Origin of the sequence: Streptomyces tuirus, from assembly GCF_014701095.1 — a bacterium.
GTDB lineage: Bacteria > Actinomycetota > Actinomycetes > Streptomycetales > Streptomycetaceae > Streptomyces > Streptomyces tuirus.
On record NZ_AP023439.1, the window covers coordinates 6,272,887 to 6,295,033 of the forward strand.

A 22,147-nucleotide genomic window follows, 5' to 3' on the forward strand; every position below is an offset into this window, starting at 1 on the left:
GCGGCGTGGGGGCCGGTCGCGCAGTGGCCCTCGCCCTAGGGCGAGGGCGCAGCTGCCTGATCGGTCTCGAACGCCAATTGGCCGTCCTGCACGTCCACCGTCACCCGGCCGTTCTCCGGGACCCTGCCGTCCAGCAGCAGCCGTGACAGTTCGTTGTCCACCTCGCGCTGGATCGTGCGGCGGAGCGGGCGGGCGCCGTACTCCGGCTGGTAGCCGCGCTCGGCCAGCCATTCCACCGCCTGGTCGGTGAAGTCCACCGTGATGCCCTTGTCCTGCACCAGGGACCGGGTGCGGTCCAGCAGGAGGTTGGTGATCCTGCGCAGCTGCTCCGTGGTGAGCTGGCGGAAGACGACGATCTCGTCGATGCGGTTGAGGAACTCCGGGCGGAAGTGCTCCCGCAGCGGGCGCAGGATCTGCTCGCGGCGGGCCTCCTCGTCCGCGTCGGCGCCGCCCGCGGCGAAGCCCGTCGTGGCGCCCCGGCGGGTGATCGCCTCGGAGCCGAGATTGCTCGTCATCACGATGACGGTGTTGCTGAAGTCCACGGTGCGGCCCTGGGAGTCGGTCAGCCGGCCGTCGTCGAGGACCTGCAGCAGGATGTTGAAGACGTCCGGATGGGCCTTCTCCACCTCGTCCAGCAGGAGCAGCGAGTACGGGTGACGGCGCACGACCTCGGTGAGCTGGCCCGCCTCCTCGTGGCCGACGTAACCGGGCGGGGCGCCGACCAGCCGGCTGACGGTGTGGCGCTCCTGGTACTCGCTCATGTCGAGCCGGACCATGCGGTCCTCGCTGCCGAACAGGGCCTCGGCGAGCGCCCGGGCCAGCTCGGTCTTGCCGACGCCCGTCGGGCCGAGGAACAGGAAGCTGCCGATCGGCCGGTCGGGGGCGGCGAGCCCGGCGCGGGAACGCAGTACCGCGTCCGACACGACCCCCACGGCCTCGTCCTGGCCGACCACCCGCTCGTGCAGATGCTCCTCGAGACCCAGCAGACGGTCCTTCTCCTCCTGGGTCAGGCTGGCGACCGGGATGCCGGTCTGCCGGGACACCACCTCGGCGATCGACTCGGCTCCGACCACCAGGTCCTGGCCCTCGTCGACCTCGCTGTCGCCGCCGGCCTCGGTGATCCGCTGCTTCAGCTCCACGATCCGGTCGCGCAGCTGGGTGGCCTGCTCGTACTGCTCGTCCGCGACGGCCTGGTCCTTGTCCCGGGTCAGCTGCTCCAGCTCCCGCTCCAGGGCCCGGACGTCCGTGCCCTTGGTACGGGCCCGCAGCCGCACCCGGGCACCGGCCTGGTCGATGAGGTCGATGGCCTTGTCGGGCAGACGGCGGTCGGTGAGGTAGCGGTCGGAGAGCTCCACGGCCGCGACCAGCGCCTCGTCGGTGTAGCGGACCTGGTGGTGGGCCTCGTAGCGGTCCTGGAGGCCGCGCAGGATCTCGATCGCGTCGGCCGCGGTCGGCTCCGGCACCATGATCGGCTGGAAGCGGCGGGCCAGCGCCGCGTCCTTCTCGATCCGGCGGTACTCCTCCAGCGTGGTGGCGCCCACGATGTGCAGCTCCCCGCGGGCGAGGGCCGGCTTGAGGATGTTGCCGGCGTCCATGGAGCTGCCGTCGCCGCCGCCGGAACCGGCACCCACGACCGTGTGCAGCTCGTCGATGAAGATGATCAACTGGTCGGAGTGGGCGCGGATCTCACTCACGATGTTGTTCATCCGCTCCTCGAAGTCACCCCGGTAGCGGGTGCCCGCGACCACGCCCGTCAGGTCCAGGGCGACCACGCGGCGCCCGATCAGGACATCGGGCACGTCCGCCTCGGAGATGCGCTGCGCGAGCCCCTCCACGATGGCCGTCTTGCCGACGCCCGCGTCACCGATCAGCACCGGGTTGTTCTTGCCGCGCCGGGACAGGACCTCGACGGTCTGCTCGATCTCCTGGTCCCGGCCGATCACCGGGTCGATCCGGCCCTGCCGGGCCAGCTCGGTGAGGTCACGGCCGTACTTGTCGAGGGTCGGCGTGTTCGTCGGGCGCGGGCGCTCCGACTGGGGGGCCTCCGGTGCCTCGGGCGGCTCGGAGGGGGCGAAGCGGGCCGCGTTGAGGATGTGCCCGGCGGCGGAGTCGGGGTTCGACGCCAGGGCGCTCAGCACGTGCTCCGGGCCGATGTAGCCGTAGCCGCGGGCCCGGGCCATGTCGTGCGCGTCCAGCAGGGCCCGCTTGGCGGCCGGGGTGAGGGAGAGCGCGGTCGGCGGCGGGGCGTCGTCCGGGGTGTGCTGGGCAGGCCCCGACCGGTCGTCGATCTGCGAGGCCAGCGAGTCCGGGTTCGCGCCGGCCTTGCTGAGCAGGGTGCGGGTGGGCTCGGTGGTGAGCGCCGCCCGCAGCAGATGCTGGGTGTCGAGGTCCCGGCTGCCGTGCTCGGCCGCGTACTGGGCGGCGCCGCGGACGAGCTCCCGGGCCGGCTGACTGAGCAGCCGCCCGAGATCGATCTGCCGGGGACCGGGACGCGGTCCGCCGAAGAACCGTGCGAGGAATTCTCCGAAGGGATCCGAGCCGTAGCCCTCCCCCTCCGGGCTGGTGAAGCCGCTGCTCATGGGCCTTCCGTTCCCGGCGTCCCCGGCGCGCGGGCGGGGGACGCCCTCGCTGGTCGACGTGCCGGGGTCGGGTAACCCGGGTGGCAGCCGGTTACACCTGGGGCGCGCTCGTAGAACACCTTCGCACGATCGTCGACGAGGGGCACCTTCGGGGCGTACCCGGTCAATACGGTCAGCTGTCAGCGTGCGGTCAGGATCCTCGGCCCTGAGTCCGTGATCGCCACCGTGTGCTCCGCGTGGGCCGCGCGGGAGCCGTCGTTGGTCTTCAGGGTCCAGCCGTCGGGGGCCGCGTGGAAGTCGTCCGCGCCGCCCGCGACGACCATGGGTTCGATCGCCAGCACCATGCCGTGCCGCAGCCGCATGCCCCGCCCCGGGCGGCCCTCGTTGGGCACCCCGGGGTCCTCGTGCATGCGGCGGCCGATGCCGTGGCCGCCGAAGCCGTCCGGGATGCCGTAGCCGGCGCCGCGGCAGATCGTGCCGATCGCGTGGGCGATGTCGCCGATGCGGTTGCCCACCACGGCGGCCTCGATGCCGGCCGCGAGGGCCCGCTCGGCGGTCTCGATCAGCCGGAGGTCCGCCTCGCGCGGCGTGCCCACGACGAAGCTGAGCGCCGAGTCGCCGACCCAGCCGCCCAGTTCGGCGCCGAAGTCGATGGAGACCAGGTCTCCGTCGCGCAGGCGGTAGCGGTCCGGGACGCCGTGCACGATCGCGTCGTTGACCGAGACGCAGAGGACGGCGGGGAACGGGGTCGGCGCGAAGGACGGCCGGTACCCCAGGAAGGGCGAGGTCGCGCCCGCCTCGCGCAGCACGCCGTGCGCCACCTCGTCCAGCTCCAGCAGGGAGACGCCCACGTCGGCGGCCTTCTGTACGGCCGTCAGGGCACGGGCGACGACCTGGCCCGCCTCGTGCATCGCGTCGATAGAAGTGTCTGTCTTCAGCTCCACCATGCCAATTACTATACCGGTATTAGAATGGGGGCATGGTGCGCACCCCTCTCACCCCCGAAGAGCGCGAACGCGGCGAGCGGCTCGGCCGGCTGCTGCGCGAGGCGCGTGGTGGCCGGAGTATGACGGAGATCGCGGCGAGCGCCGGCATCTCCGCCGAGACCCTCCGGAAGATCGAGACCGGCCGGGCCCCGACCCCGGCCTTCTTCACGGTGGCCGCGCTGGCCGGAGTCCTCGGGCTGTCCATGGACGACCTGGCCGGACAGTGCGTACTCGTACCCCTCTGAGGAACCCGCGCCGTGCGTGAAAACTGCCCGTAGCACGTCCGTAACACGACTGGTGTTGCCTACGGGGCGGAATGCTCCGGCCTCACGGGAGTTGAGCGATGGCGGCGGATCAACTCCCGGCGGAAGTCGGCGAGTTCGCGACCTACCTGGACGGCCTCCTGGCACGCCTCGACCCGTCCGGCGGCTGGTGCGCGGTGTTCTGGCAGCGCGACCCGGCGGGCATGCGGGCCTGTCTCGACGGGCGTGACCTGCCGCCCTGGGACGTGGTCGAGGCGCTGCTGCGGGACCTCGCCGGACAGTACGGACCGGGCGGAGCCGGCCCGGAGACCGAGCGCGCCCGCGCCCTGCACGCCGCCGCGCTCGCCGTGTACGACACCCGGCCCGGTGGCCGCGACGCCCTCGGCGACCGCCTCGACGCCATGCTCCGCGAACAGAGGTACGCCGCCGAACGCCAGGCCGCCCTCACCCGCCACCTGACCTCGGCCACGACCCCCGAACAGGCCGACTCCCTCCGCCTGGACCTGTCCTGGGCACGCGACGACCACGAACGCGCCGCGGCCCGCTGCGCGGAGCTCCGCGCACGGATGGCCCACCTGGACCGGCGGGGGCGGGGGGTGCCACCGCCGGTGGGGACGCCCCCGACAGTCCGGGGCGACGGCGACGGACCGCACGGCGCCGCGCCGGGATCGCCGACCGCCGCGCCGCAGCGCAACACCCCGGGCTCGGCGTCAACGGCGACGGGCCGCTCCGGAACTGCCGACCCGGGGGCCGGGTGGCCTGGCCGGCAGCGCTTCGCCGGCGAGGGCGTCTCGGGGGAAGGTCATGCGGGTGCCGTGCCCGACCCGGCCTGGACCGAGGTCGGGCGGCACGCCCCGTCACGGCTGGCCGCCCGGAACGTCCCCGGGGAAGCCGACCCGGGGGCCGGGTGGCCTGGCCGGCAGCACTTCGCCGGCGAGGGCGTCTCGGGGGAGGGCCATGCGGGTGCCGTGCCCGACCCGGCCTGGACCGAGGACGGGCGGCACGCCCCGTCACGGCCGGCCGCCCGGAGCGTCCCCGGGGAAGCCGACCCGGGGGCAGGGTGGCCTGGCCGGCGGCACTTCGCCGGCGAGGGTGTCTCGGGGGAGGGCCATGCGGGTGCCGTGCCCGACCCGGCCTGGACCGAGGTCGGGCGGCACGCCCCGTCACGGCCGGCCGCCCGGAGCGTCTCCGGGGAAGCCGTCCCGGACGGCACGCCCCACCCGCTCGGCGCCCCAGCCCCGGAACCTCCCGCCCCCGAACCCCCCGCCCCCAAGCCGCGTAAACGCCGGCGCGGCAGTGCCCGTTTCGCCGGGATGGCCGATGAGGAGGCCGCACCCGTCGCCGTGCCGCCCGCCGTCGTACCGACCCTGCCCGAACCCGCGCCCGTGGCCACCGGCCGTACCCCCCGGGGTGCGCGTTTCGCCGGGGCCGCCGACGAGGCCGTGGTGGAGTCTCCGGCGCGGGAGGGCGGCGCGGCCGGGGCCGCGGACCTGGCCGAGGTCGGGCGGACCGTCGACCTGCTGGGCCGGCTGCGGAGCGAGGGGCGCAGCGGGGAGGCCCACGCCCTGCTGGCCGAAGTCGCCTCCTGGGAGCCCGGCCGGTATCCGCTGCTCGCGGAGCGGCTGCACCGCGCCGGGCTGGACGCCGACTGGCAGACGCTGCTGTGGGAGGCCGCCTCGCTGCCCGCCGGGCGGCTGGTCGCCGCCGCCGACGCGCTGGTCGAGGCCGGGCGGGCGGGGGACGGGCAGCAGATGCTGCGGCAGGGGGTCGCGCGGCCCCCGGGCGAGGTCGGCCGGGCCGTCCTCGGCCTGGCCGCCGAGCGGCGCCACCGCGAGGTGCGCGTCCTGCTCGACGCGTACGTCAGGGCCCGTACCCCCGAGGAGGCCGCCCGCAGCGCCGAGCCCGATCCGCGGCGCCTCGTGCCGCTCCTGCTGGAGGCCGCCCAGGGGGTATCGGACGAGCGGCGCTGGGACCTCGTGCACGCCCTGCGGGTCGCCGGATTCGCCGCCTGACCGGCGCTGCACCGCCCCGGGCGACTCACCCACAGGAGTGTGAATCGCGCAATGCCCCGCGGGTTGGCGACGATGGTCTTGGCAACCCCGTGCCAGAGGCTTACGTTCGTGGCTCTACGGCCCGCTTCTACGGGCGTAGAGGCGCAGACGTCGCGTCGAAGGAGCAGCTCATGGCCAACGTCGTACGTGCCGCCCTGGTCCAGGCCACATGGACCGGCGACACCGAGTCCATGGTGGCGAAACACGAGGAGCACGCCCGCGAGGCGGCCCGTCGGGGCGCGAAGATCATCGGTTTCCAGGAGGTCTTCAACAGCCCCTACTTCTGCCAGGTCGAGGAGCCGGAGCACTACCGCTGGGCCGAGCCCGTCCCCGACGGTCCGACCGTACGGCGGATGCGGGCGCTCGCCCGCGAGACCGGCATGGTGGTCGTCGCGCCGGTGTTCGAGGCGGAGCAGCCCGGCTTCTACTACAACACCGCGGCCGTGATCGACGCCGACGGCACCTACCTCGGCAAGTACCGCAAGCACCACATCCCCCAGCTCAAGGGCTTCCGCGAGAAGTTCTACTTCAAGCCCGGGAACCTCGGCTGGCCCGTCTTCGACACCGCGGCCGGCAAGGTCGGCGTGTACATCTGCTACGACCGCCACTTTCCGGAGGGCTGGCGGCAGCTCGGCCTGGCCGGGGCCCAGCTGGTCTACAACCCCTCCGCGACCCACCGGAGCCTGTCCTCCCACCTGTGGCGGCTGGAGCAGCCCGCGGCGGCCGTCGCCAACGGGTACTACATCGCCGCGATCAACCGCGTCGGGCAGGAGGAGTACGGCGACAACGACTTCTACGGCACGAGCTACTTCGTCGACCCGCGCGGGCAGTTCGTGGGGGATGTCGCAAGCGACAGCGAGGAGGAGCTCGTGATCCGGGACATCGACCTCGACCTCATCGAAGAGGTACGGCAGACGTGGGCCTTCTACCGCGACCGCCGCCCCGACGCCTACGAAGGGCTGGTGCAGCCGTGACCAACGACCTCCTGGGCCGCCACCGGGCCGTGCTCCCCGACTGGCTCGCCCTCTACTACGAGGAGCCGCTGGAGCTCACCCACGGCGAGGGCCGCCACGTCTGGGACGCCCAGGGCAACCGGTACCTCGACTTCTTCGGCGGCATCCTCACCACCATGACGGCGCACGCACTGCCCGAGGTCACCAAGGCGGTCAGCGAGCAGGCCGGGCGGATCATCCACTCCTCGACCCTCTACCTCAACCGCCCGATGGTCGAACTCGCCGAGCGCATCGCCCAGTTGAGCGGCATCCCGGACGCCCGCGTCTTCTTCACCACGTCCGGCACCGAGGCCAACGACACCGCCCTGCTGCTGGCCACGGCGTACCGGCGCAGCAACACGATCCTCGCGATGCGCAACAGCTACCACGGCCGCTCCTTCAGCGCCGTCGGCATCACCGGCAACAGCGGCTGGTCGCCGACCTCGCTGTCCCCGCTCCAGACGCTGTACGTCCACGGCGGGGTGCGCACCCGCGGCCCGTTCGCCTCCCTCAGCGACGAGGCCTTCATCGCCGCCTGCGTGGAGGACCTGAGGGACCTGCTCGGCCATACCCGCGCGCCGGCCGCGCTGATCGCCGAACCCGTCCAGGGCGTCGGCGGGTTCACGGCGCCGCCGGACGGGCTGTACGCCGCCTTCCGCGAGGTGCTGCACGAGCGCGGCATCCTGTGGATCGCCGACGAGGTGCAGACCGGCTGGGGCCGCACCGGCGAGCACTTCTGGGGCTGGCAGGCCCACGGGCGCAACGGACCGCCCGACATCATGACCTTCGCCAAGGGCATCGGCAACGGCATGTCCATCGGTGGCGTCGTCGCCCGCTCCGAGATCATGAACTGCCTGGACTCCAACAGCATCTCCACCTTCGGCGGCACCCAGATCACCATGGCGGCGGGCCTCGCCAACCTCACCTACCTGCTGGAGCACGACCTCCAGGGCAACGCCCGGCGCGTCGGCGGTCTGCTCATCGAACGGCTGCGGGCCGTCGCCGCGCAGGTCCCGGCCGTACGGGAGGTACGCGGACGCGGGCTGATGATCGGCATCGAGATCACGAAACCGGGGACCGACGAGGCCGATCCGCAGACCGCGGCGGCCGTGCAGGAGGCGGCCCGCGAGGGCGGCCTGCTGATCGGCAAAGGCGGCGGGCACAACACCAGTGCGCTGCGCGTCGCACCGCCGCTGTCCCTCAACGTCGCGGAGGCCGAGGAGGGCGCCGCGATCCTCGAGAACGCTCTGCGGAGCATCCCGTAGCAGTGCACTGAGCAAGGGACACGGCGCCATGACCATCACCCTGGATTCCCTGGAGCCCGCGCTGTCGGTGCGGCAGGTCCTCACTCTGGAGCGGGTGCTCGCCGGGGAGCCCGAGGTGGTGGCCGGCGCGAGCCATCTCGACCGGCCCGTGCGGTGGGTGCACGTCGCCGAGGCCGCCGACGTCGGAGTGATGCTCACCGGCGGCGAGATGGTCCTCACCACCGGTGTGCTGCTCGCCGGCGACGAGGACAAGCAGGCCGAGTACGTCCGGTCGCTGCACCGCGCGGAGGCCGCCGCCGTCGTCCTCGGACTCGGCCGCGCCTTCCCCGCGGCGCCGGACGTGATGCGCCGGGCGGCCGAGCGGTGCGGACTGCCGATGGTCGTCCTGCACCGGCCCTTCCCCTTCGCCGAACTGACCGAGGAGGTCCAGTCGCGGCTGGTGCGCCGCAAGTTCGCCGCCGTCAGCCTCTCCGAGGCCGTCCGCACCGAACTCACCGCCCTCATCACCGCCGGCGCCCCCCTGCAACGCCTGCTCGACGAGGTCGCCCGGCACAGCGCCTGCCCGGTCGTCGTCACCAACCTCGCCCACCGCGTCCTCGGCACGGCGGGGGAGCGGCCCGCGGTGGACGACGTGCTGCGCGACTGGGAGCGCATCGCCCGGCAGGCCGGGGGCACCGAGGGCGACGGCTGGATCCGGGCCGAACTGGGCGGGCGCGGGGAGCGCTGGGGCCGGATCGTGCTGTGCGGCTACCGCGGCGACACCGCCACCGGACGGCTGCTGGCCGACCGCGCCGCCGAGGCCCTCGTCCTGCACCGCATGCTCGGCGGTGGCGCCGCGTGCTCCTGGGAGGAGCAGTCCGCGCAGAGCCTGCTCACCGACCTGGTCAGCGGCGTCGTACCCGCACGGCAACTGCTGCCCCGGGCCCGCGCCGCCGGACTGCCCGTCAACCGGCGCACCTTCGTGCCGCTGGTCGTCCGCGACGGCGACCCCGCCCGCCTCGAACGGCTGCTGCGGCTGCTGGGCCTGCCCGGGCTGGTCGCCGAACTCGCCGACGGCGCCACCGCCGTGCTGCTCAGCCTGCCCCGCGATCAGGACGCGGGTGCCCTCGCCGCGCACTTCGCGACCCGGCTGCGCACCGAGACCGGCCCCGACCACCCGGTGGTGGCGGCGGCCGAACCCCGCGCCGCCTGGGACGACGTACCCACCGGACTGCGCGAGGCCCAGCATGTCGCGGACGCCGTCGCCGACTCCTCCGCCGTCCTCGACCTGCCACCGGTCGTACGCCTCAGGGACGTCCACCTGCGGGGCCTGATCCGGCTGCTGCGCGACGACCCGCACGTGCAGTCGTTCGCGGAGCGGGAGCTGGACGGGCTGCTGCGCGAGAGCGACGAGGACCTGCTGTCGGTCCTGCGCACCTACCTCGCCACCGGCCGCAACAAGTCCCGCACCGCCCAGCTCCACCACGTCTCCCGGCCGGCCCTGTACCGCCGTCTGGAGTCCATACAGGTCCGCCTCGGGGTGGACCTCGACGACTTCGAGCAGGCCGCCTCGGTGCACATCGCGCTCCTCGCGCACGACGCGCAACAGCAGTGAAACACGCGACCACCTGGGAAAACGGCGGTGAAACATGGGTCCACGAAAGAGTGACACGGTGGCACGCCGCACGCCCCCGGACGTGACACGCTGCAACTCAAAGACGCCCTCCGCCCTCCCTAGGCTCACGGCACACCGAGCGACCGGAGGTCCCGATGAGCCGAGTGATCCGTGCCGCCGTCTTCCAGACCGCCTGGACGGGCGACAAGGAGTCGATGATCCAGGTCCACGAGCAGGCGGCCCGCGACGCGGCCGCGCAGGGCGCCCAAGTCCTGTGTTTCCAGGAGCTGTTCTACGGACCGTACTTCTGCCAGGTCCAGGACCCGGCCTTCTACGAGTACGCCGAGCAGATCCCCGAGGGCCCCATCGTCCGCCGCTTCCAGGCTCTCGCCGAGGAACTCGGACTCGTCCTGGTGCTGCCGATGTACGAGGAGGAGCAGCCCGGCGTCCTCTACAACACCGCCGCCGTGATCGACGCGGACGGCTCCTACCTCGGCAAGTACCGCAAGACCCACATCCCCCAGGTCAGGGGATTCTGGGAGAAGTTCTACTTCCGGCCGGGCAACAGCGGCTGGCCCGTCTTCGACACCAAGGTCGGCCGGGTCGGCGTCTACATCTGCTACGACCGCCACTTCCCGGAGGGCTGGCGCGCGCTCGGCCTCGCGGGTGCCGAGATCGTCTTCAACCCCTCGGCCACCTCCCGCGGCCTGTCGGGCTACCTCTGGCAGCTGGAACAGCCGGCGGCGGCCGTCGCCAACGAGTACTTCGTCGGCGCGATCAACCGGGTGGGCGTCGAGGAGTACGGCGACAACGACTTCTACGGCACCTCGTACTTCGTGGACCCCGAGGCCCAGTTCGTCGGCGAGGTGGCGAGCGACAAGGAGCCCGAACTGGTGGTGAGGGACCTGGACATGGCCAGGCTCCGAGAGGTCCGCGACCGCTGGCAGTTCTACCGGGACCGCGCGCCTGGAGCCTACGGTCCGCTGACGGCCCCCTAGGGGCGCGGGTTCGTGCTCCATGTGCGGCTACCGCCGCATGGGCGCGACCAGCCACACACAACCGTCACGTTCACACGGCGAGGAGCGACAGATCATGAGCACCCGAACCGTCATCCGAGGCGGCCTGGTCATCACCGCCTCCGATGAACTACACGCCGACGTCCTGATCGAGGACGGCCGAATCGCCGCCCTCGCCGCCTCCCACACCCCCGCCGCCGAATCCTTCACAGCCGACCGCACCATCGACGCCACCGGAAGGTACGTCATCCCCGGCGGCGTCGACGCCCACACCCACATGGAGCTGCCCTTCGGCGGCACCTTCGCCTCCGACACCTTCGAGACCGGCACCCGCGCCGCCGCCTGGGGCGGCACGACGACGATCATCGACTTCGCCGTGCAGAGCGTCGGGCACAGCCTGCGCGAGGGCCTCGACGCCTGGCACGCCAAGGCCGACGGCCAGTGCGCGATCGACTACGGCTTCCACATGATCGTCTCCGACGTCAACGAGCACACGCTCAAGGAGATGGACCACCTGGTCGAGGAGGGCATCACCTCCTTCAAGCAGTTCATGGCCTACCCGGGCGTCTTCTACAGCGACGACGGCCAGATCCTGCGCGCCATGCAGCGCTCCGCCGAGAACGGCGGCCTGATCATGATGCACGCCGAGAACGGCATCGCCATCGACGTCCTGGTCGAGCAGGCGCTCGCCCGGGGCGAGACCGACCCGCGCTACCACGGCGAGGTCCGCAAGGCTCTGCTGGAGGCCGAGGCCACCCACCGCGCCATCAAACTCGCGCAGGTGGCCGGGGCGCCCCTGTACGTCGTGCACGTCTCGGCGACGGAGGCGGTCGCCGAGCTGGCCCGGGCCCGCGACGAGGGACTGCCCGTCTTCGGTGAGACGTGCCCGCAGTACCTGTTCCTGTCCACCGACAACCTCGCCGAGCCCGGCTTCGAGGGCGCGAAGTACGTGTGCAGCACCCCGCTCAGGCCGAAGGAGCACCAGGCCGCGCTGTGGCGGGGGCTGCGGACGAACGACCTCCAGGTCGTCTCCACCGACCACTGCCCGTTCTGCTTCACCGGCCAGAAGGACCTGGGCCGCGGCGACTTCTCCAAGATTCCCAACGGCCTGCCGGGCGTGGAGAACCGTATGGACCTCCTCCACCAGGCGGTCGTCGACGGGCACATCTCGCGCCGCCGCTGGATCGAGATCGCCTGCGCGTCCCCGGCCCGGATGTTCGGCCTCTACCCGAAGAAGGGCACCATCGCGCCGGGCGCCGACGCCGACGTCGTCATCTACGACCCGCACGCGGAGCAGGTCATCTCCGCCGAGACGCACCACATGAACGTCGACTACTCGGCGTACGAGGGCAAACGCACCACCGGCCGGGTCGAGACGGTCCTCTCGCGCGGCGAACTCGTCATCACCGAGCGGGAGTACACCGGGCACGCCGGGCACGGCGTGTTCACCCCGCGATCCACCTGTCAGTACCTCGATTAGGAGTGGCGCAGATGGACTTCGGACTCGTCCTGCAGACCGACCCGCCGGCCTCGCGGGTGATCAGCCTGATGAAGCGGGCGGAACGCAACGGCTTCACGTACGGCTGGACCTTCGACTCCGCCGTGCTGTGGCAGGAACCGTTCGTGATCTACAGCCAGATCCTCGCCAACACCACCACCCTGAAGGTCGGGCCGATGGTGACCAACCCGGGCACCCGCACCTGGGAGGTCACCGCCTCCACCTTCGCCACCCTCAACGACATGTTCGGCAACCGCACGGTCTGCGGCATCGGCCGCGGCGACTCCGCGATGCGCGTGGCCGGCCGCAAACCCAACACGCTGGCCCGGATCAGCGAGGCCATGAAGGTCATCCGGGACCTCGGCAGCGGCCGGGAGGCCGACCTCGGCGGCGGCACCGTCGTCCGCTTCCCGTGGGTCGGTGAGGGCGCCGAACTGCCCGTGTGGATGGCCGCGTACGGCCCCAAGGCCTTGAAGATGGCCGGCGAGGAGGCGGACGGGTTCATCCTCCAGCTGGCCGACCTCTACCTCACCGAGTACATGGTCAAGGCCGTGAAGGACGCGGCCGTCGCCGCCGGCCGGGACCCGGCGGACGTGACCATCTGCGTGGCCGCGCCGGCGTATGTCACGGAGGACGACTCGCCCGAGGCGCTCGCCCACGCGCGGGAGCAGTGCCGCTGGTTCGGCGGCATGGTCGGCAACCACGTGGCCGACCTGGTCTCCAAGTACGGCGAGCACTCGGCCGCCGTCCCCGACGAACTCACCGACTACATCAAGTCCCGTGAGGGCTACGACTACTCCCACCACGGCCGCGCCGGCAACCCGGACACCCAGTTCGTGCCCGACGAGATCGTCGACCGGTTCTGCCTGATCGGCCCGGTCGAGAAGCACATCGAGAAGCTGGACGCGCTGCGCGCGCTCGGCGTGGACCAGTTCGCCGTCTACGACATGCACGACGCGCAGGAGGCCGTGATCGAGGCCTACGGATCCCGGGTGATCCCGGCCGTCAACGGCTGATCTCCGCCGCCCCACCCCCTGTGAACTCCCCCTTCCCAGCGGCTCGGGAAGGGGGTCCAGGACGCTCCCCGGTGCACCCGGAGCGCACCCCCCATCGGCGCCACCGCACGGCCTTTCCCGTCCCACCTCCCCTGATTGGCCCGGCCCATGACCGATACCGCTCCCACGGCCCCACCGCCGCCCACCCAAGTCACCCTCGACGACGGCCGGGTGGAGATCGCCCCGGGCGCCCCCGCACCGACCGGCCGCTACGCCAACGAGGACCTGCTGCCGGTCCCGGTGGAGAAGCGCACCTGGACCACCTACAACTTCTCCGCGCTGTGGGTCGGCATGGCCCACAACACGGCCTCCTGGACCCTGGCCTCCGGACTCATCGCCGTCGGCATGGACTGGAAGCAGGCGGTGCTCACCATCGCCCTGGCCAACGTCATCGTGCTGATACCGATGCTGCTCACCGGCCACGCCGGACCCAAGTACGGCATACCCTTCCCGGTCTTCGCCCGGGCCTCCTTCGGTATCCGCGGCGCCAACCTGCCCGCCGTCGTACGGGCGTTGGTGGCGTGCGGCTGGTTCGGCATCCAGACCTGGATCGGCGGCGAGGCCATCTACTTCCTGGCCGGCAAGCTCATCGGCACCGGCTGGACCGACGCGGCGAAGGTCGGCGGCTACGCCTGGACGATGTGGCTGTCGTTCGCGATCTTCTGGGCGCTGCAGGTCGTCATCATCTACCGGGGCATGGAGACCATCCGCCGCTTCGAGAACTGGGCGGCGCCCTTCGTGCTCGTCGGCGCGTTCGTGATGCTGTGGTGGATGAGCGACAAGGCGGGCGGCTTCGGCCCGCTCTTCGACCAGCCCTCCAAGCTCGGCTGGGGCGCGGACTTCTGGAAGCTGTTCGCCCCCGCCCTCATGGGCATGATCGGCTTCTGGTCCACGCTGTCGCTGAACATCCCCGACTTCACCCGCTACGGCAAGAGCCAGAAGGCGCAGACCCGCGGCCAGGCGCTCGGTCTGCCGACCACCATGACCCTCTTCGCGTTCCTGTCGGTGATGGTCACCTCCGGCAGCCAGGCCGTCTACGGTGAGGCCATCTGGGACCCGGTGCAGCTCGCGGCCAAGACCGACAGCACGGTGGGACTGATCTTCGCGCTGGTCACCGTCCTGGTGGCGACGCTCTCCGTCAACGTCGCGGCCAATCTGGTCTCACCGGCGTTCGACTTCTCCAACGTCGCGCCCCGCAGGATCAGTTTCCGGGCCGGCGCCCTCGCCACCTGTGTGCTCGGTGTGCTGATCTTCCCGTGGAAGCTGTACTCCGACCCGCAGGGCTACATCTTCACCTGGCTGGGCCTGGTCGGCGGCCTGCTCGGCACCGTCGCCGGCATCCTCATCGCCGACTACTGGATCCTGCGCCGCGCCCGGCTCGACCTCGCCGACCTGTACCGGCCGGGCGGCCGCTACTGGTACGCGGGCGGCTGGAACTGGCGGGCCGTCGTCGCCTTCGCGGTCGGCGGTGTCCTCGCCGTCGGCGGCGCGAGCTTCAAGCCGCTGATCGACGGCCGTCCCGTCCCGGCGCTGGCCGAGCTGGCCGACTACGGCTGGGCGGTGGGCCTGGGCACCTCGATGGTGCTGTACCTGGTGCTGATGGCCCTGCGGGGCCGGAACACCGTCTGAAGCGAGGCGGCGCGCTGGAGGGCGCTCAGCCCTTGTCGCTCTCCAGCGCGGCCACCGCTTCCTTCGCGGCCTTGATGGCGCCCTTGTTGATCGTGTCCGTGCCGGGCGCCTTCTTCGACTCGAAGTCACTGCCGTTGTAGGTGATCACCACCAGTGCGTTGGAGGCGCGGGCGATCACGACGCCCTCGCGGGTCTCCTGCTCGTCCTCGGTGGTGAGGTTCACGACCGAGTACGCGCTGTCGCCCAGACCGGGGACGGCCCCGCCGCCGCTCTTCTTGCCGCGGTGCGCCTCGTACGACTTCTGCGCGGCGTCGTCCGACTCCATCACCTCGAAGGACACGTCGAGCCAGCGGTAGTCGTACCCCTTGAGCGCGTTCCAGGAGCAGGTGCGGCGCAGCTCCGAGTCCGTGGACGGGATCTCCTTGCCGGCCGATTTGGCGCCCGGCACCAGTGACTGGATCGTCTTCTTGGCGACGCTCTCGCACGGGGCGGGCGCGGCCGGGTACGCCTTCGACACCGTAGACGTCGACGGGGCGGACGCGGACCGGTTCTCGGTCTTCTCCGCGGCCGGCTTGTGCTCGGCGGCCTGCGGCGGGGCCAACGGGCCGGACGACAGCGCCCAGCCCGCCGCGGCGAGCACCACCACCGGGGACAGCCGGGCGGTCAGGGCGAGGGGCAGAGGTAGGGAACGCACGGCGCCCTTCTCGTGGGGGACGGAAGGTGCGGAGCGGGTCCGCACGGCGGACGGGACGACAGTGTCACACGTGTGTCTGTGGCGCGGAAGTGCGAACTCGCTCCGTGGCCGCGCGGTGACGGGGGCCCGCCTTTCTCCGCCCGGATTCGGGCAGTTGAGGGTCGGGTGGGCGGTTTTGCGACAGGTGCACCTGTAGCGCGGGGCTGGGGTGGTTCCTGCCGAGAAGTGACCGCCCACCTGCGATCCCGCGAGGTTTTGCCGGACCTCCGGCAGGGGGAGGGGGACGGGTGGCGTGCCCATGAGCGCCTACGACGACGAGAGATGAGAAGGCCGAATGTTCACGTCCCGCCCGACCCTCCAGGGCACCTTCGGCATGGTGTCCTCCACCCACTGGCTCGCCTCGCAGTCGGCGATGGCCGTCCTGGAGGGCGGTGGCAACGCCTACGACGCGGCCGTGGCGGGCGCCTTCGTGCTGCATGTCGTCGAGCCGCACCTCAACGGCCCGGCCGGTGAGGTGCCGATCCTGCTCGCGCCGGCCGGCGGTGAGGTGCGGGTGCTGTGCGGGCAGGGCGTCGCACCGGCCGGCGCGACCGTCGCGCACTACCGGGGCCTCGGCCTGGACCTCGTCCCCGGCACCGGGCCGCTCGCCGCCGCCGTACCGGGCGCGTTCGACGCCTGGATGCTGCTGCTGCGCGACCACGGCACCCGGTCCCTCGACGACGTCCTGAAGTACGCCATCGGCTACGCCGAGCACGGGCACGCACCCGTGGAGCGCGTCGGCGAGACCGTGGAGACCGTGCGCGAGCTGTTCGAGACGGAGTGGACCTCGTCGGCGGACGTCTACCTGCCCGGCGGCAAGGCACCGCGCCCCGGCGAGCTCTTCGCCAACCCCGCACTCGCCGCCACCTGGAAGCGCCTGCTCGCCGAGACCGCCGGCGCCGGCGACCGGGAGGCGCGGATCGAGGCCGCCCGGCAGGTGTGGCGCACCGGGTTCATCGCCGACGCCCTCGTCCGCCAGGCCGGCCGCCCCACCAGGGACACCAGCGGAGAACGCCACACCGGCACCCTCACGGCCACCGACCTCGCCACCTGGTCCGCGACCTACGAGACACCGGCGACCTACGACTGGAACGGCTGGACCGTGTGCAAACCCGGCCCCTGGAGCCAGGGCCCGGTCCTCCTCCAGCAGCTCGCCCTGCTTCCGCCCGAGCTGCCCCGTTACGGCTCGGCGGACTACGTCCACCTCCTCGTCGAGAACTGCAAGCTCGCCATGGCCGACCGGGAGGCCTGGTACGGCGACGCCGCCGACGTGCCCCTTGGCGACCTGCTGTCCGACGCGTACAACACGGCCCGCCGCGCCCTCGTCGGCGAGCGGGCCGAGAACGATCTGCGGCCCGGCAGCCCCGGCGGACGCAGCCCCAGGCTGTGCGCGCACGCGCGCGTGGCGGCCGCCGCCCAGGAGGGCTACGACGCCGTGGGCGCCGGCGAACCGACCGTCGCCAAGAGCCCCGCTTCCCCCGTGCCCGGCGAGCCGGAGATTATGGCCGACGGGACCACCCGCGGCGACACCTGCCACCTCGACGTGGTCGACCGCTGGGGCAACATGGTCTCGGCCACGCCCAGCGGCGGCTGGCTCCAGTCCAACCCCGTCGTGCCCGAACTCGGCTTCCCGCTCGGCACCCGGCTCCAGATGACCTGGCTGGAGGAGGGCCTGCCGAACTCCCTGACCCCCGGCCGCCGCCCCCGCACCACCCTGACGCCCTCGATCGCCCTGCGCGACGGCGTGCCCGTCATGGCCTTCGGCACGCCCGGCGGGGACCAGCAGGACCAGTGGCAGCTGCACTTCCTCCTCGCGGTCGCGCTGCGCGCCCGGGTGCGCGGCGGCCTCGACCTCCAGGGCGCGATCGACGCCCCGAACTGGCACAACGACAGCTTCCCCGGATCCTTCTACCCGCGCGGCATGCGCCCGGGCAGCGTGACCGTGGAGTCCCGCACCGACCCGGCCGTCGTCGCGGAGCTGCGGCGCCGCGGCCACGACGTGACCGTGGGCGGCCCCTGGTCGGAGGGCCGGCTGTGCGCGGTCGCCCGGGACCCGGAGACGGGCGTGCTGTCGGCGGCGGCGAATCCGCGCGGGATGCAGGGGTACGCGGTAGGCCGGTGATCCGCCGCACCGCTGTTCATCGCGAGGCCACCCGGAGTGCACCCGGCGGGCGGGCGTTGTCAGTGGCACGTGTTGTCATGGAGGAGTGATCGACATCAACGAAACCATCGAAGAGTTTCTCGCAGAGCACGCCTCCGACGTCGAAGAGGCGGTCCGCAAGGCCGCCGCCACCGAGATCATGCCGCGCTGGCGCCAGCTGGCGGCGCACGAGGTCGACCAGAAGAGCGGCCCGCACGACCTGGTGACCGACGCCGACCGCAAGGCCGAGCTGTACCTGACCGAGGCCCTGGCCGCCCTGCTGCCCGGTTCGGTCGTGGTCGGCGAGGAGGCGGTCCACGCCAACCCCGCGTCGTACGAGGCGATACGCGGCGACGCCCCGGTCTGGATCGTCGACCCGGTCGACGGGACGCGCCAGTTCGTGCGCGGCGAAGCACGGTTCTGCACCCTGGTCGCGCTCGCCCACCGCGGCACCGTGCTCGCGTCCTGGACGTACGCGCCCGCCCGCGACCGGCTCGCCACCGCCCAGCGGGGCAAGGGCGCCCACCTCGACGGGGAGCGGCTGTTCGCCGGAGTGCCGGAGCCCGGCCGGGACCTGCGCGTGGCCACCTCCCACCCCGACTACACGACGGACGAGGAGAAGCACGCCCTGCTCGGCCTGCGCACCGACGGGGTGGCACCGCGTCCGTGCGGCTCGGCCGGCCTGGAGTACCTCGCCCTCGCCCGGGGAGAGCTGGACGCCGTCGCGTTCTCCTGGGAGGCCGCCTGGGACCACGCGGCCGGTCTGCTCCTGGTCGAGGAGGCCGGTGGAGCGCACCTGACTCTCGCGGGGGAGCCGTTCCGTATCGCGGGCGGCAACGCCCTGCCCTTCACCGCCGCGCGCGACGCGGCCACGGCCCGCCGGGTGCAGGGCCTGCTGTCGGGCGCGTCATAGGCCGAGGCAGTTGCGTGGCGCACACAGATGATTACGACCCGTGTGCGCGAGCGGATTCCGGCCGCCGCAAAGCGGTCTTCCGCACCGGAAATCACCGGCGGCCGGTGACTGTCAGTCTCCGGGCCTATCCTGATCCTCAGTGGCCGTCGGCTGACGAAGGGGTCCGAAGGTGCCGTCGATGCTCGATGCCGTCGTAGTGGGTGCGGGGCCGAACGGACTGACCGCGGCCGTGGAGCTGGCCCGCCGCGGCTTCTCCGTCGCCGTCTTCGAGGCCAAGAGCACCGTGGGCGGCGGTGCCCGCACCGAAGAGCTCACCCTCCCCGGCTTCCGGCACGACCCGTGCTCCGCGGCCCACCCGCTCGGCATCAACTCACCGGCGTTCCGCGCCCTGCCGCTCGAGCGGTACGGCCTGGAGTGGCTGCACGCCGAGCTGCCCATGGCGCATCCCCTCCCGGACGGCCCGGCGGCCGTCCTGGCCCGGACGGTCGGTGAGACGGCCGCTTCCTTCGGCCCGCGCGACGCCGGTGCCTACCGCAGGCTCATCGAGCCCTTCCTGCCCAAGTGGGACACCCTCGCCCGGGACTTCATGTCCCTGCCGATGACCGCCCTGCCCCGCGACCCGGTGACCCTCGCCCGCTTCGGGCTGGCCGGGCTTCCCCCGTCGACGCTGCTGATGCGCCGCTTCCGCGACGAACCGGCCAGGGCCCTGTTCTCCGGGCTCGTGGCCCATGTCATGGCGCCGCTCGGCGGCTTCGCCACCGGCGCGATCGGCCTGGTCTTCGCCCTCGCGGCGCACGCCCGCGGCTGGCCCGTCGCCCGCGGCGGCTCCCAGTCCCTCTCCGACGCCCTCGCCGGTTACCTGTCGGACCTCGGCGGCAGCATCCACACCGACTACGAGGTCAAGCGCCTCGACGACCTGCCGCCGGCCCGGGCGTACGTCTTCGACACCTCGCCCACCGCCCTGGCCCGCATCGCGGGCTTCGGCAACCACTACGCCGGCTACCGCTACGGGCCGGGCGTCTTCAAGATCGACTACGCGCTCGACGGCCCCGTCCCCTGGACCGCGAAGGAGGCCCGCGCCGCCGGCACGGTGCAGGTCGGCGCGAGCAGCGCGGAGATCGGCGCCGCCCTGCGCGCGGCCTCCCAGGAGGGCAGGGCCCCCGACAAGCCGTTCCTGATCACGGTCCAGCCGAGCGTCGTCGACCCCACCCGGGCCCCGGACGGCAAGCACGTCTTCTGGGCCTACGGGCACGTCCCGCACGGCTGGACCGGCGACCTCACCGACGCCATCGAGCGCCAACTGGAGCGCTTCGCCCCGGGGTTCCGCGACCGCGTCCTGGCCCGCGCCACGGCCGGCCCGCCCGAAATCGCCGCCCGCAACGCCAACTACATCGGCGGGGACATCGCCTGCGGCGCCGCCTCCGGCCTCCAACTGCTGCTGCGCCCCAAGCTCACCCTGTTCCCCTACAGCACCCCGCACCCGGCCGTCTTCATCTGCTCGTCGGCGACCCCGCCGGGCCCCGGAGTGCACGGCATGTCGGGCCACAACGCGGCGAAGGCGGTCTGGAAGCGACTGAGGCAGACATGACCGCCATCGAACTGGTCCGGGGTGACATCACCCGCGAGAGCGTCGACGCGATCGTCAACGCGGCCAACTCCTCCTTGCTGGGCGGGGGAGGGGTCGACGGGGCGATCCACCGCCGCGGCGGGCCCGCGATCCTGGAGGAGTGCCGCCGGCTGCGGGCCGCGCACCTCGGCAAGGGGCTGCCGACCGGCCAGGCGGTCGCCACCACCGCCGGGAACCTGGACGCCCGCTGGGTCATCCACACCGTCGGCCCGCGTTTCACCCCCGAGCAGGATCGGTCGGAGTTGCTGGCTTCCTGCTATCGGGAGTCGCTGCGGGTCGCCGACGAACTGGGCGCCCGTACGGTGGCCTTTCCCGCCGTCTCCGCCGGGATCTATGGGTGGCCGATGGAGGATGCCGCCCGGATCGCGGTGGAGACGGTCCTGGCCACGCACACGGCGGTGCTGGAGGTCCGGTTCGTGCTCTTCGACGATCGGGCTTATGAGGCTTTCGCCACGCAACTGCGCTGAGGGAGCCGCGGAGTCCGCAGCAAGGGAGCCGCAGAGTCCGCAGCAAAGGCCGTCCGGCCTGCTGTTCTACGCCACGTGTCTCATCTGCTGCTTCGATCCTCACGGCGGACACGACGTCCGGCGAACGCCACTCCCGCCGCCAAGACGTTGGCAGCGACCACACCGAACCAGGCCGGGCGGTAGGAGTCAGCGGCGTCGGCGAGCAGGCCGAAGCACACCGGGCCCAGGGCGAACCCGAGATAGAGGCCGACGGCGAGGACTCCGGACGCCGAGCCGACCACGCTCAGGGGCGTCGTCCGCACCAGGGCGAGCATGATCACTACGTTGGCGGCGATGCCGCTCGCGCCGAACAGCGCGGCGCCGGCCCACAACAGTGCCGGCGCGTGCATCGTCTCGGCCATGAGGAGTCCACCGACGGCGAGTGCGGAGACCGCGGCCAGGGCGGACAGCAGAGGGTAGGGATTGCGTACCCGGTCCGCCGAGCGCCCCCAGGCGATGCGGGCCACCAATCCCACGCCACCGGCTACGGCGGCGGTCAGACCGGCCGCCCGCACGGGCATCTCCAGCCGCTCGAAGCCGTAGAGGGGCAGATAGACGTTGGTGGCCTGGAGTGCGGCACCGGACACGAGGGCGTAGCCGGTGAGCCACCACACCGCGACCGGCAGGTCCGCCGGCCGGCGCCCCGGATCTCGGCCGGGGGCCGGCGGCGTGGCCGGAACCGCACTGCGCACCATGACCAGCCCCGCCGCGGCGACAACCGCGGCGGCCAGGGCGGCGCCGCGCCACCCCCACCACAGCGCGAGGCTCGGCAGGAGCAGGCCCGCCCCGAACTGGCTCATCTGCACGCCCGACTGCTTGACGCCCATCAGCCCGCCACGCTGCCCCTGGGACACGTGTGCCGCGATGAGCTGGTTCGTCACGGGGTTGGACAAGGCCTGCGTCGCCCCGCTGAGGGCCACAGCGGCCAGCAGCCAGCCGTACGAGGGAGCCGCCGCGACACCGAGGAGGGCCAGGCCGGCGCCCGCGAACAGCACGGCGAGCACCACCCTCCCGCTCAGGCGGTCCGCGTACCGCCCCGCGACGGGGGACACGAGCGCCGCCAGTGCGAAGGCCGTTGCGGGGAGCACACCGAGCCGGGCGCCGCCGATGCCGAGGTCCGCGGTCACCAGGGGCGCGGTCGCCGTGAGGGTGTACAGGGCGAGTGGACCGGCGCCCATCGAGAGCGTCAGCGTGAGGCCGAAGGTCCGCGGAATCGGACGTCGAGCCCGGTCGAAGGCGGAGGTGCCCACCCGGTATCCCCTCTCATGCGGCGGCCGGTCGGCGGACGATGACGGCGGCG

Annotated in this window: 17 protein-coding genes; 13 read left to right on the forward strand and 4 right to left on the reverse strand. The window is 72.6% G+C overall.

The window, feature by feature from the left end; translation table 11 throughout:
* Positions 1 to 35: 35 nt before the first annotated feature.
* Positions 36 to 2,579: an ATP-dependent Clp protease ATP-binding subunit gene (locus tag IGS69_RS28520; protein ID WP_190903348.1), complete on the reverse strand. Its 2,544-nt coding sequence runs from the start codon at positions 2,577 to 2,579 to the stop codon at positions 36 to 38.
* A gap of 179 nt (positions 2,580 to 2,758) precedes the next feature.
* Positions 2,759 to 3,526, reverse strand: a complete 768-nt coding sequence (gene map, locus IGS69_RS28525; RefSeq protein ID WP_190903349.1) for a type I methionyl aminopeptidase — start codon at positions 3,524 to 3,526, stop codon at positions 2,759 to 2,761.
* 32 nt (positions 3,527 to 3,558) lie between these two features.
* Between map and IGS69_RS28530 the strand changes: the two genes are divergently transcribed.
* From IGS69_RS28530 to IGS69_RS28570, 9 genes are all read left to right on the forward strand, one after another.
* A complete protein-coding gene (locus tag IGS69_RS28530) occupies positions 3,559 to 3,810 on the forward strand; it encodes a helix-turn-helix domain-containing protein (protein WP_030855017.1) in 252 nt (83 codons plus the stop codon).
* Between the two features lie 98 nt (positions 3,811 to 3,908).
* On the forward strand, positions 3,909 to 5,840 hold the full coding sequence (locus IGS69_RS28535) for a hypothetical protein (protein WP_190903350.1): 1,932 nt from the start codon (positions 3,909 to 3,911) through the stop codon (positions 5,838 to 5,840).
* A gap of 170 nt (positions 5,841 to 6,010) precedes the next feature.
* Entirely contained in the window at positions 6,011 to 6,853 is an 843-nt protein-coding gene (locus IGS69_RS28540) for a nitrilase-related carbon-nitrogen hydrolase (RefSeq protein WP_190903351.1), read from the forward strand.
* Positions 6,850 to 8,136, forward strand: a complete 1,287-nt coding sequence (locus IGS69_RS28545; protein WP_190903352.1) for an aspartate aminotransferase family protein — start codon at positions 6,850 to 6,852, stop codon at positions 8,134 to 8,136. Before IGS69_RS28540 ends, IGS69_RS28545 begins: the two co-directional genes overlap by 4 nt.
* Positions 8,137 to 8,164: 28 nt before the next feature.
* Complete coding sequence (locus IGS69_RS28550; RefSeq protein WP_190903353.1) at positions 8,165 to 9,730, forward strand: PucR family transcriptional regulator; 1,566 nt, start codon at positions 8,165 to 8,167, stop codon at positions 9,728 to 9,730.
* Positions 9,731 to 9,885: 155 nt separating this feature from the next.
* Positions 9,886 to 10,728: a nitrilase-related carbon-nitrogen hydrolase gene (locus IGS69_RS28555; protein WP_190903354.1), complete on the forward strand. Its 843-nt coding sequence runs from the start codon at positions 9,886 to 9,888 to the stop codon at positions 10,726 to 10,728.
* Positions 10,729 to 10,822: 94 nt separating this feature from the next.
* Positions 10,823 to 12,226, forward strand: a complete 1,404-nt coding sequence (gene hydA / locus IGS69_RS28560) for a dihydropyrimidinase (protein ID WP_190903355.1) — start codon at positions 10,823 to 10,825, stop codon at positions 12,224 to 12,226.
* A gap of 11 nt (positions 12,227 to 12,237) precedes the next feature.
* The gene (locus IGS69_RS28565; protein ID WP_190903356.1) at positions 12,238 to 13,260 is read left to right on the forward strand and encodes a TIGR03842 family LLM class F420-dependent oxidoreductase; all 1,023 of its coding nucleotides are present in this window, start codon (positions 12,238 to 12,240) and stop codon (positions 13,258 to 13,260) included.
* A 147-nt stretch (positions 13,261 to 13,407) separates the two neighbouring features.
* Positions 13,408 to 14,928 (forward strand): NCS1 family nucleobase:cation symporter-1, encoded by a 1,521-nt coding sequence (locus IGS69_RS28570; protein WP_190903357.1) that lies wholly within the window; start codon positions 13,408 to 13,410, stop codon positions 14,926 to 14,928.
* A 25-nt stretch (positions 14,929 to 14,953) separates the two neighbouring features.
* Here the strand turns inward: IGS69_RS28570 and IGS69_RS28575 are convergent, their stop codons facing one another.
* Positions 14,954 to 15,622 carry a hypothetical protein gene (locus IGS69_RS28575; protein ID WP_190903358.1) on the reverse strand — a complete coding sequence of 223 codons (669 nt, stop codon included), beginning with the start codon at positions 15,620 to 15,622 and terminating at the stop codon, positions 14,954 to 14,956.
* A 334-nt stretch (positions 15,623 to 15,956) separates the two neighbouring features.
* Between IGS69_RS28575 and IGS69_RS28580 the strand changes: the two genes are divergently transcribed.
* The 4 genes from IGS69_RS28580 to IGS69_RS28595 all read left to right on the forward strand — a co-directional run bounded on the left by IGS69_RS28580 (position 15,957) and on the right by IGS69_RS28595 (position 20,808).
* On the forward strand, positions 15,957 to 17,783 hold the full coding sequence (locus IGS69_RS28580) for a gamma-glutamyltransferase family protein (RefSeq protein ID WP_190903359.1): 1,827 nt from the start codon (positions 15,957 to 15,959) through the stop codon (positions 17,781 to 17,783).
* A gap of 85 nt (positions 17,784 to 17,868) precedes the next feature.
* Positions 17,869 to 18,714 (forward strand): inositol monophosphatase family protein, encoded by an 846-nt coding sequence (locus IGS69_RS28585; protein ID WP_190903360.1) that lies wholly within the window; start codon positions 17,869 to 17,871, stop codon positions 18,712 to 18,714.
* A 178-nt stretch (positions 18,715 to 18,892) separates the two neighbouring features.
* Complete coding sequence (locus IGS69_RS28590; protein ID WP_190903361.1) at positions 18,893 to 20,302, forward strand: phytoene desaturase family protein; 1,410 nt, start codon at positions 18,893 to 18,895, stop codon at positions 20,300 to 20,302.
* Positions 20,299 to 20,808 (forward strand): O-acetyl-ADP-ribose deacetylase, encoded by a 510-nt coding sequence (locus tag IGS69_RS28595; RefSeq protein ID WP_190903362.1) that lies wholly within the window; start codon positions 20,299 to 20,301, stop codon positions 20,806 to 20,808. The genes IGS69_RS28590 and IGS69_RS28595 overlap by 4 nt, the downstream gene beginning before the upstream one ends.
* 80 nt (positions 20,809 to 20,888) lie before the next feature.
* Here IGS69_RS28595 and IGS69_RS28600 read toward each other — a convergent pair whose 3' ends face one another.
* Positions 20,889 to 22,097 (reverse strand): MFS transporter, encoded by a 1,209-nt coding sequence (locus tag IGS69_RS28600; RefSeq protein WP_190903363.1) that lies wholly within the window; start codon positions 22,095 to 22,097, stop codon positions 20,889 to 20,891.
* Positions 22,098 to 22,147: the final 50 nt, after the last annotated feature.